The organism is Vescimonas sanitatis, assembly GCF_049060325.1.
Classification (GTDB): domain Bacteria; phylum Bacillota; class Clostridia; order Oscillospirales; family Oscillospiraceae; genus Vescimonas; species Vescimonas sanitatis.
The window spans coordinates 147,438-165,446 of the sequence record NZ_JBMGPW010000008.1 but is presented as its reverse complement, the minus strand read 5'-3'; the positions used below and the strand labels follow the sequence as shown (position 1 = coordinate 165,446).

Below are 18,009 nucleotides of genomic sequence, written 5' to 3'. Positions count from 1 at the left end.
TTCAAAGCCGCGCGGGAAACCTGCCCATATGCCGCCCCGGTAAAATCTCTATTGTAATCCCGGAGGAAGTAGTATATAATACTCCATGTTATCGTGTGTTATTATGCCATTTCCGCAGAAAGGAAGTCCGCTATGATAAAAGTCCCCACCGAAAACGGCGAGATCACCATCAGCGACGCCGTGTTCACCACCATCACCGGCGCGGCCGCCACCAACTGCTTCGGCGTCAAGGGCATGGCCCAGCGCAGCATGACTGACGGGCTGGTGCATCTCCTGCGGCCCGAGGCCATGAGCAAGGGCGTCAAGGTCACGTACAATGATGACGGCACCGTGTCCATCGAGCTGCACATCGTCGTGGAAAACGGCGTCAACATCGCCACAGTCTGCCGATCCATTATGGGCGAGGTCAAGTATGTGGTCAACCTCAACACCGGCGTCACCGTCAAAGCGGTGAATGTCTGCGTGGATTCCGTCACCGTGTGACGCGCCCGGAAGGAGAACAGACATGACAGATAAGATCAGCGGCGGCGCCTTCAAGCAGATGGTCGCCTTCGGCGCCGCCTGCATCACCGCGCAGAAACAGGCCATCAACGACCTGAACGTATTTCCGGTGCCCGACGGCGACACCGGCACCAATATGTCCCTGACCATCCAGACGGCGGTGAACGAGCTCCGCAAGGCCGAGCCCGCCACCGTGGACGAGGCCGCCAAGCTGACGGCCTCCGGCCTGCTCCGGGGTGCCCGGGGCAACTCCGGCGTCATTTTGTCCCTGCTGTTCCGCGGCATGAGCAAGGTCCTCAAGGGCCACGACACCGCCGACGGTGCCCTGCTGGCCGAGGCCATGCAGGAGGGCGTTTCCACTGCCTACGGCGCGGTGATGAAGCCCGCCGAGGGCACGGTCCTCACCGTCTCCCGCCTGGCCGCCCAACGTGCGCTGGAGGCCGCCGGCGAGAAGAACGACGCCGAGTTCGTACTGGACGAGGCCATCAAGACCGGCTATACCACCCTGGCGGAGACCATCGAGATGAACCCCGTGCTGAAAAAGGCCGGCGTGGTGGACGCCGGCGGCAAGGGCTACCTCATCATTCTGGAGGGTATGCTCCGCGCCCTGCGGGGCGAGCCCGTGCCTGAGGTGGCCGATACCGCCGAGGAGAAGGCGGACTTCGCCGCCATCGGCGACGAGGACATTACCTTCGCCTTCGACACCGTGTTCATCGTCCGCAAGACCTCCGACAAGCCCCTGGACGGCCTGCGTGCCTATCTGAACAGCATCGGCGACAGCCTGGTCATCGGCGAGGATGACGAGGCCTTCAAGGTCCATGTCCACACCGACACCCCCGGCGACGCCCTGAACGAGGCCCAGAAATACGGCACGCTGGAGCTGGCCAAGATCGAGAATATGCGTACCCAGGCCGCCGACCTGGCCGCCGGCAAGAAGGCCCAGTCCACCGACGATCTGGACGCCGTCGAGGCTGAGTTGGAGCGCGGCGAGACCGCTGTGGCCGCGCCGGAAAAGCGCTACGGCTTCCTGGCCGTCTGCGCCGGCGAGGGGCTCGAGGCCGTGTTCCGCGACCTGACCGTGGACCGCATCGTCTCCGGCGGGCAGACCATGAACCCCTCCACCGAGGCCATCCTGCAGGAGGTCAACCGCACCCCCAGCGAGATCGTGTTCATCCTGCCCAACAATAAGAACATCATCATGGCCGCCCAGCAGTGCGTGGGCCTGACGGAAAAGCAGGTCATCGTGGTGCCCACCGCCACTGTGCCCCAGGGCATCTCCGCCATGATGGCCGTGGACCCGGACAACGACGATCCCCAGGCTATCCTGGCCGCCATGACCGAGGCCGCCGCCAACGTCACCACCGCCCAGATCACCTACGCCGCCCGCAACTCCGACTTCGACGGCTTCGCCATCAACGAGGGCGACTATCTGGCCCTGTGCGACGGCAAGCTCCTGGGCACCGACCGCAGCCTGGACGTGCTGCTGGATAAGCTGGCTCATGTAGCCGCCGATAAGAACGCCGAGTTCGTCACCGTCTACTCCGGCCAGGGCGTCACCGAGGACGATGCCGCCCGCGCCGCCGAGGTGTTCGAGACGATCTGCCCCGACGCCGAGGTCGCCGCCCTCCCCGGCGGCCAGCCGGTGTACTACTACATCATCGCCATCGAATAACATACAGGGAAGCACCCGCCCGGGTGCTTCCTTTTTTCTCCCCCTGCACCCCGTCAGCCTTCCCCCCGAGGGCGCACCCCCATAAGCCTTCCCCTTGAGGGGTCCGCAGTGTTGAATGACAGGCCGGTGGCCTGTCAGATCCGCGGACCGACCGACCCGCAGGGAGACAGGTGCCTCCGCAGGGGGCGGATAAGGTGTAGCCGCGCAGCGGCGTAAACCCCCTCCGCCCCTCCACGATATTCCACAACTCTCCGTATAATTCGCAAAAAAGAACACCCTGTGTATTCGCACAGGGTGTTCTTTTTCCATGTACTGCCGTGTTTAGGCCAGCGTCTCCATCTCCTTGTTGACGCTCTCCTCGCAGCTGCGCATAGCCAGGATAGTCTTTTCCATCAGCTCCTCGATGGTCCAGCCCAGGCGCTCCGCGCCGGTGTTGATCACGTCCCGGGAGCAGCCGGCGGCGAACTTCTTGTCCTTATACTTCTTCTTCAGGCTGCTGACCTCCATGTCCATCACGCTCTTGCTGGGGCGCATACGGGCGGCCGCGCCGACCAAGCCCGTCAGCTCGTCGGCGGCGAACAGCACCTTCTCCATCTCGTGGGTGGGCTCCACATCGCAGCACAGGCCGTAGCCATGGGAACAGACCGCGTGGATGAACGCCTCGGAGCACCCCGCCTTCTTCAGCAGCTCCGGTGCCTTCCGGCAGTGCTGCTCCGGCCACATCTCAAAGTCGATGTCGTGCAGCAGGCCCACCGTGGCCCAGAAATCCGCGTCCTCGCCATAGCCCAGCTCATTGGCGTACCAGCGCATAACGCCCTCCACCGTCAAACCGTGGAGAATGTGGAACGGCTCCTTGTTGTACGTTTTCAGCGCCGCCAGCGCCGCCTCGCGGGAGATACATTCTTTCATGGGTAAAGCCTCCTTTGTATACCAGAGACGGGCGCCGCCCGCCCCCTTGATGCTCTTCCGGAATTTGGCGCGCCCGGTGCGGCACGCCCCTTTTCCTATTTGCCTACCATTTTAGCAGGTTATTCTCCGTTGTCAAGGCTTTTTCCAACAAGTTTGCCAGCCGTTTTCCCCGTTCCGCCGCGCGATCCGCCTCCGCCGCCAGCAGCTGCCGCAGGCAGCCGTCCTCCATGCGCGCCGCCAGATCGGCACAGCCCCGCTGCACCACCGCCTCACCCACATACACCCGCCGCAGGGCCGCCAGCCACGTCTCCCGTACCCCCGCCGCCGGCGCGGGCGGCTGCCGCCACCGGCCCGTATGCAGAAAATATGCCGCCAGCAGGGCCCGCACCGTCCGCTGCTCCTCCCGGGCCAGCTGTTCCAGCGCCTGCCGGCTCTGCCGGGGCGCACGGACGGCACACCGGCGGCAGGCGGCATACAGCGCCGCGCCCTCGGCGATCAGCCCGCCCAGCATCGCCTCGCTGTCCGTCTCCCGCCGCGGCAGCGGGCAGCAGGCCCCCGCGGGACACGGTGCCGCATCATAGGCCGGCAGCGCCGGCCCCACCCTCTGCCACACCGCCGCCGCGGCGGCGGTATCGTATACCAACGGTGATGGCTCCATACTGAACGCCTCCTTTTCTGTCTATACTATGTGGTGCCGCGGCCCGATGTGCGCCATGGGCGGAAACATATTGCATTTCCTGCCGAAATCTGTTACACTGACATGGTTACGGAACCTGCCCACCACTTTGCTGGTGTGGACAGCCACAATACAAAACAAACGTTCAGAGAAGGGAGAACCATCCCATGCTGGAATTGCAGAATATCTGCTACCGGGTGTCCACCCCCGAGGGGGAGCAGGACATCCTGAAAAATGTATCCATCACCATCCCCGACCATAAGCTGGTCGTCTTCACCGGCCCCAACGGCGGCGGCAAGACCACCCTGGCCAAGGTCATCATGGGCCTGGTGCAGCCCACCTCCGGCCGCGTGCTGTACAACGGCGAGGACGTGACGGACCTGTCCATCACCGAGCGCGCCAAGCGCGGCATCAGCTACGGTTTCCAGCAGCCGCCCCGCTTCAAGGGCATCACCGTCCACGACCTGCTGCTTCTGGCGGCGGGCGAGGACAAGCTCAGCAAGGACAAGTGCTGCGCCTATCTTACCAAGGTTGGCCTCTGCGCCAACGACTACCTGGACCGCGAGGTGGACGTGTCTCTGTCCGGCGGCGAGGTCAAGCGCATCGAGATCGCCACCATCCTGGCCCGCCGCGGCCAGCTGATGATCTTCGATGAGCCGGAGGCCGGCATCGACCTGTGGTCCTTCGCCCGGCTGACCGAGACCTTCGAGCAGATCCACCGGGAGGGCGCGGCCACCATGGTCATCATCTCCCATCAGGAGCGCATTATCAAGCTGGCCGACGAGATCGTCGTCATCGCCGGCGGCCAGATCGCCCACCGCGGCACCACGGAGGAGATCTTCCCCCTGATCCTGGCCGACACGCTGGGCAGCTGTCCCGTACTGGATAGAAAGGAGGGCGCGCAATGATCACCGATATCGACGCCGCTTTGCTGGAAAAGATCGCCGATCTGACCGGCAAGCCCGTGGGCGCCTTCAATATCCGCAAGGACTCCGGCTGCGAGGCCCGTCAGTCCACCGAGCATATTGCTATCGATCCCCGCAGCGACGGAAAGTCCGGCATTGACATCCGCATCAAGCCCGGCACCAAGGGTGAGAAATGCTACATCCCCGTCATCATCAGCCACAGCGGCCTCAGTGAGCTGGTCTATAACGACTTCTACGTGGGCGACGACTGCGACGTGGACATTATCGCCGGCTGCGGCATCCACAACTCCGGCTGTGACGAAAGCCGCCACGACGGCATCCACACCTTCCACATCGGCAAAAATTCCAAGGTCCGCTATGTGGAAAAGCACTTCGGCGAGAAAGACCCCGGCCAGACCGGCGGCAACATCATGAACCCCAAGACCGTGGTCTACCTGGGTGAGAACGCCACCATGCAGATGGAGACGATCCAGATCCGCGGCATCGACTCCACCAAGCGCGAGACGGACTTCTTCTGCGAAGCCGGCAGCGAGGTGGTGGTCACCGAGCGCCTGCTGACCCACGGCGCGCAGGAGGCCGAGAGCGATATGCGTATCGAGCTCAACGGCCACGACGCCCGCGGCCGCGTTATCTCACGCTCCGTGGCGCAGGACGACTCCCACCAGATCTTCCACCCGGTGATGGTGGGCAACGCCCAGTGCTTCGGCCACGTTCAGTGCGACAGCATCATCATGGGTGACGCCCGCATCGAGTCCGTCCCGGCCATCACCGCCAACTGTCCCGACGCCCAACTGATCCACGAGGCCGCCATCGGCAAGATCGCCGGCGACCAGCTGCTGAAGCTGGAGACGCTGGGCCTGACGCCGGAGGAGGCGGAGGAGACGATCCTCAAGGGCTTCCTGGCATAACACATATGGCTGCGCCGCCTTTCGTGCGAAAGGCGGCGCACTTTTTTGCGCCCGCCCTTGCGTTTCCACGCAAAAAATGGTATTATATCAAGTTGAAAAACAACTTCCCCGGCCCCCTGCGCCGGACAGAAATACAAAGGAGGCTCACCTTATGAAGCTGGGTATCGTGGGCATTTCCACCTGCCAAGTATCTTTATAAATGTCCATATATCTCCATATTTTGAGAAATTCAAAACTTTTTGGCTCACATAAGTCCATGTAAATCAATGTATCTCCCCGGCAAAAGGGTGAGTAAAAGGTGAGTGCCAAGGACGAGCCATGTAACACATATAAAAAGCAGGAAGCCCTCAGCAAAAGCTGAGAGCTTCCTTTTTGCGTTAACCAGCATAGTAGGCGTACATTTCGTGATAACCACCAGCCGCATTCCACCGAATAACACAGTTGATGGCGGTCGCCTCACCGTCTCTTCCTTCCACATGGGGAATCCAACGACCGTTTTTTTCAAAACGCGCCTTTACGTAATCAACCATTTCCTTCATAGCCGCATTCATCTGCTCCTGAGTCCACTGAGAAGAGGGATAGTCTTCCTCAAAATAAGTGGGAGGAAAGAAACCAGAACATCCATCCCAAACTTCAAATCCGAGGCTTTCTGCATACTCGTTACCTACGCGCATAGCTTCATCACAGTCCACATCGGCCTTGGTGGGTTTTGCTGGTTCGGTAGTCTGCGTGGGAGGCGTAGTCGTGCCGCCTGTGGAGCTGTCGTCGGGCTTGTCCACAGGTTTTGTTGTCTCCTCCGGCGTGGTGTCTTTCTTGTTCTGCTGGTAGTACGCCCATGCTTCATCGGCGGTGCGCCCACCGGCAGCCTTAGCAGAGCCTGCACCCCACTGACCATCTGCGCTGACACCATACCACCGCTGCATTTCCTTGACTTGGCTGGTGGTCAGACTGCCATTGCCATAGCTGGGCGTTTCGGTTTTGCTCTCAGGCGTGGTGTCCTTGGCGGGGGTGGCGGGCTTTTGCTCATCCTGCTTTACATCGTCCTTTTCGGATGTGTCGGGGTTCTGCTCGTCCTTCTTGGTATCATCGGTCTTGGTTTCTTCCTGCTTGTCACCGTTTGCAGCAGCGTCCGGCGTAATCGTTTTGTCCTCTGGCTTTTGCAGATCAGCGGCGGGTTGGCTTTCGTTCGCTGCCGTACCTGAGGCAGTCTGTTCCGTGCCCTGTTTCTCCTCGGCGTTGGTGGTCTGCGTATCTTTCACCCCACAGGCAGCGAGGGAAAGCAGCATCGCCAGTGTCAGCAAGAGTATACCGATTCTTTTCATGGAAGGTCCTCCCTTTCTGTTGCATTGATGTGCTTAGTGTATCACCATTCTATGCGCTATGCAAGTCACAACTATGCTATTTTTATACCACCATGCTTGAGGATATAATATATCCAACAAGTGAGGTGCTGTATGGACGTTTTGCAGAAATTAAGGCAGCTTCAGCAGGAGCGCGGTTGGTCGGACTATCGAATCGCAAAAGAGGCGAAGCTGTCGCCCAATACGGTTTCTAATATTTTCCGCCGTGGTACACTTCCGAGTGTGTCCACATTGGAGGCCTTATGCGGCGCGTTCGGTATCACCGTGGCGCAGTTCTTCGCGCAAGACGAAATGGTGGAGGTATCGCCGGAGGTGCGGGAACTGCTGAAGGAATGGAAGGTGCTGACCGACACACAAAAGGCCGCCGTTCTGCAAGTCATGCGGTCGTATAGGGAATGAATTGCAATATATTGAGTTTATTGCTTGACATTCAGACGATATATGGTATTATAGAACTATCATTACGAAGATTTTTTAATGAGGTGCAGCAGCACCCTTTTCTCAGTCACCATATTATTTAGACAGTTATCCCTTTTGGGATAGCTGTCTTTTTTTGCGTTTTTATCTTGAAAGGAGAGTTATAAGATTGTTTTATGCACAAAACTTTGACTTTTTGACTGTTTTGCGGGATACTTTGCCTATTTTTGCACCAAGCAGCAGCGTTAACAAAATTCCGTTGCTCGACATTCCCTCTAAGCAAAAATCCATAACTGCTAAAAACACCACGGAGGAGGCGATTGTATGGTTGTTGGAGAAAAGACCATCGTATCTGCTGTTGGTGTTGGTGAAGCGATTTAGTTACCATGGTCAACTTCATCCACGTGGATGGAGTCGGTGACGTGCCAAAAGAATTCTTTAATCCCCCTATCCCTATTAAAGAAAAAATTTTCTATAGGAAAGAAGAACTGAATATGTCAAACGCGGCGCTTGCTCGGACGACCGGTATGAGCAACTCCACCATCTCTCGTATTATAAACGAGGGAATTTGTTTGACACCTAAGGGGCTGGCGGCAATTATAGCTGCCTTGAAAGTTCCTTGTACAGAAGAAGATGCGTGGTGGGATTCGTATGAACCGTGGCGCCCTATTTACAGATATGGGCGTACACAGGGATGGAGTTTAGAGAAAATCAATTTGCTCCTTGACGCATGTGGAAAACCCTTGCTCTCAAGTTTTGAATAAATCTTAATTATAGCTCCGTTATTTTGAAAAACGTTGCGTGCGACGCAACGTTTTCGCGGGAAGTGTGAGATATACTGAAGGCACGATCGATCGACAAGCCAAAAGATAGAAAAGAGGAACAAAAAACATGATTAAGCTTAAAGATATCAAGGTAGACGTGGCTTCAACGTTGGGAGATCGGTTCCTTTTGACGGGGATCACGCCGAAGTACGTTTATGCGGAGGGAGAGAAAACTGACAAGGCAGACGGCACCTACTACAATGTTCTCTGCACCGACCGGGGCTATATGTCCGTTAGGGTATCGGTTCCTGGGGAATCTAAGATTTCAGTGGAAGATGCGGCAAAAAATCCAAACATTAGATTTGATGGGATGGTTATTCATCTTTACTACATTGACAAAAAGGTGGTTATTACCGTGACTGCTGAAAACATTCATGTTTTGAAAACTTGACTCGACCGCCCCCGTCAGAGCCTGCGGGGCTTCACAAAAAGTCTCCGCGGGCTCCCCTATTTGGGGCGGTCAAGATAGAAACTTACACATTTTGAAAAAACGGCAGGGATGGACTATAGCTGCCCTGCTGGGAAAGGAGAAGAACAGTGAAAGAAACCGTCACCAAATCATGGTTTGCAGTTCTGAATAATCCGGCTGAACACGGATATGCGGGCACACCTGAGGAAGTGTGTTCCCGCCTACGCGATGAGTGGCTGATAGGTGGCGCAGATCGAACAGGAGCATGGGCTTACTGCGTTTCGGCGGATGGTCTGCCTCATATTCACATGGTACTGGAAGACGCCAAAGCCATGAGGTTCTCTACGGTTAAATCCAGTTATGCTGCAGGGGCGCATTTTGAGGTCACCAAGGGCACCAAAAAGCAGGCAGAATCCTATATTGAAAAACAACCACCTTTTGATGAAAAGGGTGAGCAGGTCATTTGCATCGTCCGTCACGGCGAAATCAAGGCGGCGCAGGGCAAGCGCAGTGACTTGGACGAAATCGCGGCTTTGCTGGATGCTGGGCTGACACCTGAGGAAATTTTCCGACAGGAGTTTCGCTTTCGTCGGTATGAGCGTATGGTAACCGCTGAATATATGGAACGCAAACGCCGAGGAACGCCTGTACTGCGAGAGATAAAGGCGCATTATTTTGTAGGAAACTCTGGAACAGGGAAATCTCATAAATATGTGGAACTTTGCGAAGAGTACGGCGAAGACAAAATCTACCACGTCACTGACTATCTGAACGGTGGATTTGACCTTTATCGTGGCCAGCCCATTCTGTTCTTGGATGAGTTCAAAGGCGGTATACCATATGGCGTATTGCTGTCAATCCTCGATAAATATAAATCTCAAATCCATGCCCGCTACGCCAATATTTTTGCTCTTTGGAATGAGGTTTACATTGCTTCAATCTTCCCACCGGAAGCACTATATGCGTTAATGGTTCCACCAAGTTTGCAAAAATCTGACCCGATTGAGCAGTTCTTTCGCCGCCTGACGGACATAACATATTGTTTCCGCGATGGTGACCATTTCTGTAGGTATACGCAATCTATGGTGGGATACGCAGGCTACAATGAACTTCGGGAAGAGGCGTTGGAGAGACTGCCATTATCGGGATAACCAAAGTTCGGGCTGTATAGAGGGTGAGGTTAGTATTACCCTCACCCTCTTCGTTACCGTTACAACCGCAAATATAAACAGGAGACTTTTATGACAACGGATTTCAAAATCAAGGTGCTGTGCCACTTCATCAAAAGCGGAATGAGAAATATTCGCTCAGACCGTCAGACGCGGACGCGGGCAATCATTGCCGTGGTTGCTTTCGTGCTGTTGCTCCTGCTGGCGATGCTGACTGTGCCAGATGGCGCATTGGCCACGTTTGAGCGTGGCTTGTACGGGATGGCATTCGCCATCTTCGGCGTAATGCTGGCGGCTTTTGGAACGGCTGCGGCGGGACTGCCGCGTGGTTTTCTTTCCATCGCGCAGGACATTCAACGCATTGGGCTGAAAAACGCAGCGGGAGAATATCCCGTCCTCATCGACCGACACAAGGAAGATGAAACAGTGGAGGTGCTGACTTTTCTCAGTCACGGCGTACACCTCACGCAATTTGAGGATCACCGCGAAAAACTGGAAAGCGCATTGGATATTAACATTATTTCCATCGAACAGGGCAAAAATAACCGTACCGTGCAGCTGAGAGTTGTCCCTGCCAGCGGTGCGCTGCCTGCTATACTTCCATGGACAAATCGCTATCTAAGCCGCGAGGATTTTGTGCTGGTACTGGGACGCGGCCTTGCTGGGCTTGTGACTGTAAACTTGGCAACAACACCGCACATTCTCCTCGGAGGTTCTACCGGGAGTGGGAAAAGCGTCCTGCTCAAGCTGCTCGTGATGGAGTCCATCAAAAAGGGCGCGGTGGTCTGCGTGGCGGACTTTAAGGGCGGCGTGGATTACCCCGCCGTTTGGCACGAACATTGCCGCTTTTGCTTTACCTTGGAGGAGTTGGTGCCGCTGCTGGACGAACTTCTTGCTATCTTGGAGGAACGCAAGCGGCTTTTCAAGAATGCTGGCTGCGCCAATTTGGGCGAATATAATGCGACCACAGATGAAAATCTGCCCCGCTATATCTTCGCTTGCGATGAGGTGGCAGAGGTGCTGGATAAGACCGGCTTGAGCAAAGAACAGAAAGAACAGGTCGCGCAGGTGGAGAGCAGGCTGGCAACCATCGCACGGCAGGGGCGCGCTTTTGGTATCCATTTGATTTTGGCAACACAACGGCCTGATGCCAACATCCTTGCGGGTCAAATCAAAAACAACATCGATTGTCGCATTTGCGGGCGGGCAGATAACGTTCTTTCTCAAATCATCCTTGACAGTACGGATGCCGCTGACCGCATTCCCAAAACGTCGCGTGGGCGTTTTTTGCTCCATGACGGGACGGTATTTCAGGCGTTTCTTTTTGACGATAAAACGCTCTAAAGGTGAACGCCATGGACTCAGAGTCACGTGTCCCTATTGACAAAAAGCTGTTGCTTACTATCAAGGAAGCCGCTGCATACTCCAATATCGGCATCAATCGTATTGACGCCATGTTGCGGGAGGAAGGTTGTCCCTTCGTACTGTATGTGGGCAGTCGGAAACTGGTCAAGCGAAAAGAGTTTGAGGAATACATTTCCAGCCGCTTCGTCGTTTGATGGGCGCGGGATGCCCTGTCGCCGCTGTGTGGCAGGGCATTTCTGCACCTTGCAGTTAAGAAAAATACCGTTTATCTATTGAGAAAGTGAAGCTACCGTGGTACAATTATCGCGTTACATGGCTCATTTCTCTGTGGCAGAGAGGAGCTAAATATGGGAAAAAGTTTGAAAGGAAAAGAGCTTGGAAAAGGTATAGGTCAAAGAAAAGATGGCCTGTACTACGCACGATGCACAGACAAAGCGGGAAGGCGTTTGGAAAAGTGCTTTCAGAATTTGAGGGATGCCCAAAATTGGCAGAAAGAGCAGCTGTATCATCAACTGTACCCGTCGGTAAAGCCGAAGCCTGTCCCTATGACGGTAAACGCGTGGGAAACATTTTGGCGAGAAAATCTGCTCACCGGCTTGGCTGCGAACACCATACGGAACTATCGGGAACGTTATGAAAAGAATATAAAGCCCGTATTAGGCGATATGCTGCTGACGGACGTGAAGCCCATGCACTGCAAAACTGTACTTAACAGCATGACCGCCTCCTATGCCGGTTCTACTATCCGACAGACGTATATCACGATGGGGACGATGTTCAAGGCTGCCAAGGAAAACGGGCTGATTGACACACACCCGTTGGATGGGGTACGGTTTGAAGCCTCTGTAAAAGCCCCGGACGAAATTCACTTTCTGACGGTCGCGGAGCAGGCGAAGTTCATGGAGGCGGCAAAGCGTTCCCACAACTACGCGCAGTACGCCTTGATTTTGGAGACAGGCTTGCGTACCGGCGAAATGATTGGTCTGACATGGGACGCTATTGACTGGGAACGGCACACGCTGACGGTTAACAAGACGCTGGAGTTCCGCTATAAGCAACAGGAGTGGCGGGCAGGGCCTCCGAAAACCAAGAAAAGCTACCGCACGATACCGTTAACGGATACTGCCTATCAAATCCTGTGGGACTTGTATCAAGTACGGGAGTACCGAAAAGAGGCCACCGAACTGGACAAAGTGCTGACCTATGTTGACCGGCGGACAGCGGAAAAGGCAAAGATGAATATGCGCGACCTTGTCTTTATCAACTTCCGTACCGGAATGCCCGCAAAGAACAGCAGCTATGATACGCACCTGTATAAGCTGTGTGACCGGGCAGGTATAGAGCATTTCTGTATGCACGCCCTGCGCCACACCTATGCTACGCGGGCAATCGAGCGCGGGATGCCGCCCAAGGTATTGCAAAAGCTGTTGGGTCACGCCAGCATCAAGACTACAATGGACAAATACGTCCATGTGACCGATGACTCCCTGTTTCAAGCTGTGCGTCAATTTGAAGAAGCCAAAAGCGCGTAAAAAGGTGAGTAAAAGGTGAGTAAATCACCCGTCAAAAAGTTTATAATTGAAGAAAGTTCCGAAAATCGCAAGATTAAACTGTTATTCTGCAACTTTCTTCCTCGAAAATAAAGGAGAAGATGAAGATATGAAATTAGGTATCGTCGGATTACCAAATGTTGGCAAAAGCACCCTGTTCAACGCCATCACCAACGCCGGGGCAGAGAGCGCCAACTACCCCTTCTGCACCATCGAGCCCAACGTGGGCGTGGTGGCCGTGCCGGACGCGCGGCTGGACAAGCTGGCGGAGATGTACCAGCCGGACAAAAAGACCCCCGCCGTCATCGAGTTCGTGGACATCGCGGGTCTGGTGAAGGGCGCCAGCCAGGGCGCCGGCCTGGGCAACAAGTTCCTGGAGAATATCCGCCGCACGGACGCCATCGTCCATGTGGTCCGCTGCTTTGACGACGAGAACATCATGCATGTGGTGGCCGATGCCAGCCAGAACGTCCCCGTGGACCCCCTGGGCGACATCGAAACCATCGACCTGGAGCTGATCATGGCGGACCTGGAGATGGTCAACCGCCGGGTGGAGAAGGCCACGAAGGCCGCCAAGGGCGACAAGAAGTTCCTCCATGAGGCCGAGGTATTCAAGGCCCTGGCGGCGCATCTGGACAGCGGCAAGTCCGCCCGCACCTTCGCGTGCGATAAGGACGACCGCGCCATCGTCGAGACGGCGGACCTGCTGAGCCTCAAGCCCATCATCTACGCCGCCAACATGGACGAGGACGGCTTCGCCCACTATGAGGACAACAAGTACTTCCAGTCCGTCCGCGATCTGGCCGCCAGGGAGGGGGCCCAGGTGCTGCCCATCTGCGCCAAGCTGGAGCAGGACATCGCCGAGCTGGATGACCCGGAGGAACGCGCCATGTTCCTGGCGGACCTGGGCATCGAAAAGTCCGGTCTGGACCGTCTCATCCAGTGCAGCTATGACCTGCTGGGTCTCATCTCCTTCCTGACCTACGGTAAGGACGAGTGCCGCGCCTGGACCATCAAAAAGGGCACCAAGGCCCCCCAGGCCGCCGGCAAGATCCACTCCGACATCGAGCGCGGCTTCATCCGGGCCGAGACCATCAACTTCGACGAGATGATGGCCTGCGGCGGCAGCGTGGCCGCCGCCAAGGAAAAGGGCCTGCTGCGCTCCGAGGGCAAGGAGTATGTGGTCAAGGACGGCGACATGATCTACTTCCGCTTCAACGTATAACGACCTCTGCCTGCCATGCAGGACCGGCCCCGCCGGTCCTGCTTTTTTCGCGGTTTTTCAAGCAGCTGTATGCCTGCCGCGGTGCGCCGCGGTTTTCTTCTGCGGAAACCCGCTAAAAACCTTAATGGTGTAAAGCGCGAATTGGCGAATTACCTAAAAATATTGTGAATTTTTCTACAAAACACAGACAAAAAAGGCTTGTGAATAAATCGTGAACGCGCTATAATGATGCTGTGATTGTGAAAAGTCTCACGATCCAATTATGAGGAGAGATCAGAAAGGAAAACGGAATTATGGAAAAACGGTATACGCTGCCCGTAGCCATCGCATTGGTGGTGGGCACTGTCATCGGCTCCGGCGTGTTCTTCAAGGCCGAAGCTGTCCTGACAAAGACCGGCGGTAATCTGTCTGTCGGTATTCTGGCATTCATCATCATGGGCGTTGTCATGATCATCAGCGCCTGCACCTTCGGCGTCGTGGCGCAGAGCCACGAGGGTGTGGAGGGTCTGGTGGGCTACGCCAGCGCCTCCTGCGGCAAGAGCTACGGCTACTATGTGGGCTGGTTCATGGCCATTATCTACTATCCCTCTCTGGTGTCCGTGCTGAGCTGGCTGCCCGCCCGCTATTTCGGTGTGCTCATGGGATGGGATGACGCCGTTGTCGGCGGCCGCACCATGATGCTGGCCGGTGTTTTCATGGTTGTCACCTACACCATGAACGCTCTGGCTCCCAAGCTGGCTGGTAAGTTCGCCATCGCCACCACCATCATCAAGCTGATCCCTCTGCTGCTGATGGCCGTTGTCGGCACCATCGTGGGTCTGACCAGCGGCATGACCGCGTTCAACTTCTCCAATGTCGTTACCGAGATGCCCTTCACCGAGGGTCTGTTCGGCGCTATCGTCTCCCTGGCCTTCGCCTTTGAGGGCTGGATCTGTGCCACCTCCATCGGCACCGAGCTGAAGGATTCCAAGAAGAACATGCCCCGCGCGCTGCTGATCGGTACGGTGATCGTTGCCATCGTGTACGTGATCTACTATGTCGGTCTGGCCGGCGCGGTGGAGTCCGAGGTCATGATGGCCGGCGGCGAAGCCGGCGCCAAGATCGCCTTCCAGAACATCTTTGGCCAGGTGGGCGGCGCTGCCATCTTCGTGTTCGTTGTGATCTCCTGCTGGGGCACCTGCAACGGCCTGACCATGGCTGTTACCCGCGGCATGTTCGATCTGGCCGTTGAGAGCGGCAGCCCCAAGCTGGCCATGTTCAAGAACGTGGACGCCAACACCAACATGGCCAACAACTCCGCCGTGTTCGGTCTGCTGGTCAGCTCCCTGTGGCTGCTGTACTTCTACGGCGGCACTATCATGGGGGGCTTCGGTCCCTTCAAGTTCGACTCCTCCGAGCTGCCCATCATCACCCTGTACGCCATTTACATCCCCATCTACATCGCTCTGCTCAAGCGCAGGGATCTGTCCGGCTTCCGCGGCAAGGTCATGCCCGTGCTGGCCATCCTGTGCTCCCTGTTCATGGTGTTCGCCGCTATCTACTCTCACAAGATAAACGTGGTGTATTACCTGATCGTCTTTGTGGTCATTGAGGTCATCGGCGCGTTCTTCAAGAGCGGCAGGAAGGCGTAACAAGCGTATAACGCACGTCCATGTGTGTTCCCCTTTTGCATTGGGACGGGCGTCGGCTCTGCCGGCGTCCGTCCCGCCTTTTCCGCAGACGGCAGCGCGCCCTTCGGCCGCCTCAGCCGCCGCACCGTGGGCCGCGGCGCGGCGCTCCCGAAGGCGCAGATCACCCTTCCGGGCGGTATCGGCATCCTGCTGATCCCGGGCAGTATCCTCCTTCCCCACCTGCTGACCCATCTGTCCGGCCAAAAATGTGCCGCACCGCAAAAAAACGACAACTGCATATAGCAATGTGCCTCACAGTTTGCTATAATACTTCATTAAGAGCAAGATAAAGTGACCATTAGCGCAACATAAAATAACCTGAATGTAAAGGAACCTGCCACATGAATTTCCCTCTTTGCCCCCGCTTTCAGGCCGTTCTTTTCGACATGGACGGCACACTTTTAGACACCCTATCGGATATGCAGGACGCTGTAAACCATATCCTGCTTGAAAATGGTTGGCCGCAGCGCACCCTCGAGGAAATACGCGCCTTCGTCGGCAACGGCGCCGCGAAGCTCATGGAGCGCGCCATCCCCGAACCCATTGCGCCCCAACGGTTTCACGAGATTTTAGCCTCCTACAAGGACTGGTACCAGGCCCATAATTGCGTAAAGACCGCGCCGTACCCCGGCATTCCGGAGGTCCTGGCGGAGCTGGAAAAAATGGGTGTGAAGACCGCCGTTGTCTCCAACAAGCCGGACGCCACCACCAAGGCGCTGGCGGAAAAGTTTTTCCCCGGTATGCCGGCCCTCGGCCAGCGGGACGGCGTGGACCCGAAACCATCGCCAGCCCTTGTGGCACAAGCGCTTTCGGATCTCGACGTCCGCCCGGAAAATGCCGTGTATGTGGGCGACAGCGAGGTAGATGTGTCCACGGCCCGCAACGCCGGTCTGCCGCTGATCGCCGTCAGCTGGGGCTTCCGCGGCCGTGAAAAACTGGAAATTGCCGGTGCGGAACGCATCGCGGACACCGCCCCGCAGCTGCTGAAGATGCTGTGCAGATAGCGCCGTCCGATAAAATTTTTGCTTGACATCCGCAAAAAAGGTGATACAATAACCCCATACTTCAAAAACCGTTGAGTAAGAGGAGTAATCGCACAGGAAACTTTCAGAGAGCCGCGTATCGGTGAAAGCGTGGCAGCGGAACGTGCGGTGAATGGACTTACGAGGGCGGGGAGAAAGCCAAATGGCGAGTAATACCCGACGGCAGCCGCGGCCGTTATCCCGGCGGAACGCATGACAGTGCGCGCAAAGTGGGCGTTTTTACGCCAATGTGGGTGGTACCGCAGATTTGTATTTACAGTCTGTCCCATGGATTTTCCATGGGACAGACTTTTTTGTTGTCTCGAAAAAACATTTCTCATACAGAAAGGAATCACGATTATGGGTAAGATCATCCTCACCGGCGACCGCCCCACCGGCCGCCTGCACGTGGGCCATTATGTGGGCTCCCTCCGCAACCGCGTCATCCTGCAGAACAGCGGCAAATTTGAAAAGCTGTTCTTTATGATCGCCGACGCCCAGGCCCTGACCGACAATTTCGACAACCCCGGTAAGGTGCGGGAGAACATCCTACAGGTGGCGCTGGACTACATGGCCTGCGGTCTGGACCCCGCCAAGTGCCATATGTTCATCCAGTCCGTGGTGTGTGAGCTGACGGAGCTGACCTTCTACTACATGAACCTGGTGACGCTGGCCCGGCTGGAACGCAACCCCACCGTGAAGGCGGAGATCCAGCTGCGGGGCTTCAACCACAGCATCCCCATGGGCTTCCTGACCTATCCCGTCAGCCAGACGGCGGACATCACCGCCTTCATGGCCGACACCGTGCCCGTAGGCGAGGACCAGCTGCCCATGCTGGAGCAGGCCCGCGAGATCGTCCGCCGCTTCAATGAGCTGTACGGCGAGACGCTGGTGGAGCCCACGGCCCTGCTGCCGGACAACGAGGCCTGCCTGCGTCTGCCCGGCACCGACGGCAAGGCAAAGATGAGCAAATCCCTGGGCAACTGCATCTATCTGGCCGACAAGCCGGAGGACATCCGCACCAAGGTCATGGGTATGTTCACCGACCCCAACCACCTGCAGGTCAGCGACCCCGGCCAGACCGAGGGCAACCCGGTGTTCATGTATCTGGATGCTTTCTGCAATGATGAGCACTTTGCCAAATACCTGCCGGACTACGCCAATCTGGACGAGCTGAAGGCCCACTATCAGCGGGGCGGCCTGGGTGATGTGAAGGTCAAGAAGTTCCTGAACAACGTCCTGCAGGAGACGCTGGAGCCTATCCGTAATCGCCGCGAGGAGCTGGAAAAGGACCCCGGCTATGTGATGGACGTGCTGCGGCAGGGCACCCAGGCGGCGCAGGCCGCTGCGGCCGATACCCTGGCCAAGGTCAAGCACGCCATGCAGATCGACTATTTTGCGTAAC

20 protein-coding genes and 1 other annotated feature are annotated in these 18,009 nt (G+C 56.7%); of the genes, 17 read left to right on the top strand and 3 right to left on the bottom strand.

Annotated features, from left to right (window positions below):
• The first annotated feature begins 132 nt into the window (after positions 1–132).
• The gene (locus tag ACOMDU_RS10605; RefSeq protein WP_022136079.1) at positions 133–483 is read left to right on the top strand and encodes an Asp23/Gls24 family envelope stress response protein; all 351 of its coding nucleotides are present in this window, start codon (positions 133–135) and stop codon (positions 481–483) included.
• Between the two features lie 22 nt (positions 484–505).
• Complete coding sequence (locus ACOMDU_RS10600) at positions 506–2,173, top strand: DAK2 domain-containing protein (RefSeq protein WP_421130279.1); 1,668 nt, start codon at positions 506–508, stop codon at positions 2,171–2,173.
• 321 nt (positions 2,174–2,494) lie between these two features.
• On the opposite strand, the gene ACOMDU_RS10595 is transcribed toward ACOMDU_RS10600, so the two are convergent.
• The gene (locus ACOMDU_RS10595) at positions 2,495–3,082 is read right to left on the bottom strand and encodes a hydrolase (protein WP_421130278.1); all 588 of its coding nucleotides are present in this window, start codon (positions 3,080–3,082) and stop codon (positions 2,495–2,497) included.
• A 103-nt stretch (positions 3,083–3,185) separates the two neighbouring features.
• Positions 3,186–3,740, bottom strand: a complete 555-nt coding sequence (locus ACOMDU_RS10590; protein WP_421130277.1) for a hypothetical protein — start codon at positions 3,738–3,740, stop codon at positions 3,186–3,188.
• A gap of 185 nt (positions 3,741–3,925) precedes the next feature.
• Here ACOMDU_RS10590 and ACOMDU_RS10585 point away from each other — a divergent pair, with 185 nt between their 5' ends.
• Positions 3,926–4,666, top strand: coding sequence for an ABC transporter ATP-binding protein (locus tag ACOMDU_RS10585; protein ID WP_421130276.1), 741 nt, complete (start codon positions 3,926–3,928; stop codon positions 4,664–4,666).
• On the top strand, positions 4,663–5,592 hold the full coding sequence (locus ACOMDU_RS10580; RefSeq protein WP_421130275.1) for a SufB/SufD family protein: 930 nt from the start codon (positions 4,663–4,665) through the stop codon (positions 5,590–5,592). Before ACOMDU_RS10585 ends, ACOMDU_RS10580 begins: the two co-directional genes overlap by 4 nt.
• A 377-nt stretch (positions 5,593–5,969) precedes the next feature.
• On the opposite strand, the gene ACOMDU_RS10575 is transcribed toward ACOMDU_RS10580, so the two are convergent.
• Positions 5,970–6,914, bottom strand: a complete 945-nt coding sequence (locus ACOMDU_RS10575) for a hypothetical protein (protein WP_421130274.1) — start codon at positions 6,912–6,914, stop codon at positions 5,970–5,972.
• A gap of 132 nt (positions 6,915–7,046) precedes the next feature.
• On the opposite strand from ACOMDU_RS10575, the gene ACOMDU_RS10570 reads away from it, so the two are divergent.
• The 13 genes from ACOMDU_RS10570 (at position 7,047) to trpS (ending at position 18,008) form a co-directional block, all read left to right on the top strand.
• Positions 7,047–7,352 (top strand): helix-turn-helix domain-containing protein, encoded by a 306-nt coding sequence (locus ACOMDU_RS10570; protein ID WP_421130273.1) that lies wholly within the window; start codon positions 7,047–7,049, stop codon positions 7,350–7,352.
• A 187-nt stretch (positions 7,353–7,539) separates the two neighbouring features.
• Positions 7,540–7,791, top strand: coding sequence for a hypothetical protein (locus ACOMDU_RS10565; RefSeq protein ID WP_421130272.1), 252 nt, complete (start codon positions 7,540–7,542; stop codon positions 7,789–7,791).
• Position 7,792: 1 nt separating this feature from the next.
• On the top strand, positions 7,793–8,134 hold the full coding sequence (locus ACOMDU_RS10560) for a helix-turn-helix domain-containing protein (RefSeq protein ID WP_421130271.1): 342 nt from the start codon (positions 7,793–7,795) through the stop codon (positions 8,132–8,134).
• A 127-nt stretch (positions 8,135–8,261) separates the two neighbouring features.
• Positions 8,262–8,585, top strand: a complete 324-nt coding sequence (locus tag ACOMDU_RS10555; RefSeq protein WP_421130270.1) for a hypothetical protein — start codon at positions 8,262–8,264, stop codon at positions 8,583–8,585.
• Between the two features lie 146 nt (positions 8,586–8,731).
• A complete protein-coding gene (locus tag ACOMDU_RS10550; protein ID WP_421130269.1) occupies positions 8,732–9,754 on the top strand; it encodes a hypothetical protein in 1,023 nt (340 codons plus the stop codon).
• A gap of 90 nt (positions 9,755–9,844) precedes the next feature.
• Positions 9,845–11,116, top strand: a complete 1,272-nt coding sequence (locus ACOMDU_RS10545; RefSeq protein WP_421130268.1) for an FtsK/SpoIIIE domain-containing protein — start codon at positions 9,845–9,847, stop codon at positions 11,114–11,116.
• 11 nt (positions 11,117–11,127) lie between these two features.
• Positions 11,128–11,331 carry an excisionase gene (locus ACOMDU_RS10540; protein ID WP_421130267.1) on the top strand — a complete coding sequence of 68 codons (204 nt, stop codon included), beginning with the start codon at positions 11,128–11,130 and terminating at the stop codon, positions 11,329–11,331.
• A 351-nt stretch (positions 11,332–11,682) separates the two neighbouring features.
• Positions 11,683–12,669 carry a tyrosine-type recombinase/integrase gene (locus ACOMDU_RS10535; protein ID WP_421130266.1) on the top strand — a complete coding sequence of 329 codons (987 nt, stop codon included), beginning with the start codon at positions 11,683–11,685 and terminating at the stop codon, positions 12,667–12,669.
• Positions 12,670–12,796: 127 nt separating this feature from the next.
• Positions 12,797–13,912: a redox-regulated ATPase YchF gene (ychF, locus tag ACOMDU_RS10530; RefSeq protein WP_421130265.1), complete on the top strand. Its 1,116-nt coding sequence runs from the start codon at positions 12,797–12,799 to the stop codon at positions 13,910–13,912.
• A 293-nt stretch (positions 13,913–14,205) separates the two neighbouring features.
• Positions 14,206–15,543 carry an APC family permease gene (locus tag ACOMDU_RS10525; RefSeq protein ID WP_421130264.1) on the top strand — a complete coding sequence of 446 codons (1,338 nt, stop codon included), beginning with the start codon at positions 14,206–14,208 and terminating at the stop codon, positions 15,541–15,543.
• Positions 15,544–15,567: 24 nt separating this feature from the next.
• Complete coding sequence (locus ACOMDU_RS10520; protein ID WP_421130263.1) at positions 15,568–15,825, top strand: hypothetical protein; 258 nt, start codon at positions 15,568–15,570, stop codon at positions 15,823–15,825.
• Between the two features lie 98 nt (positions 15,826–15,923).
• Entirely contained in the window at positions 15,924–16,586 is a 663-nt protein-coding gene (locus ACOMDU_RS10515) for an HAD family hydrolase (RefSeq protein ID WP_421130262.1), read from the top strand.
• A 62-nt stretch (positions 16,587–16,648) separates the two neighbouring features.
• Positions 16,649–16,896: a binding site (T-box leader), on the top strand.
• Positions 16,897–16,964: 68 nt separating this feature from the next.
• Complete coding sequence (gene trpS, locus ACOMDU_RS10510; protein WP_421130261.1) at positions 16,965–18,008, top strand: tryptophan--tRNA ligase; 1,044 nt, start codon at positions 16,965–16,967, stop codon at positions 18,006–18,008.
• The last annotated feature ends 1 nt before the right edge of the window (position 18,009 follow it).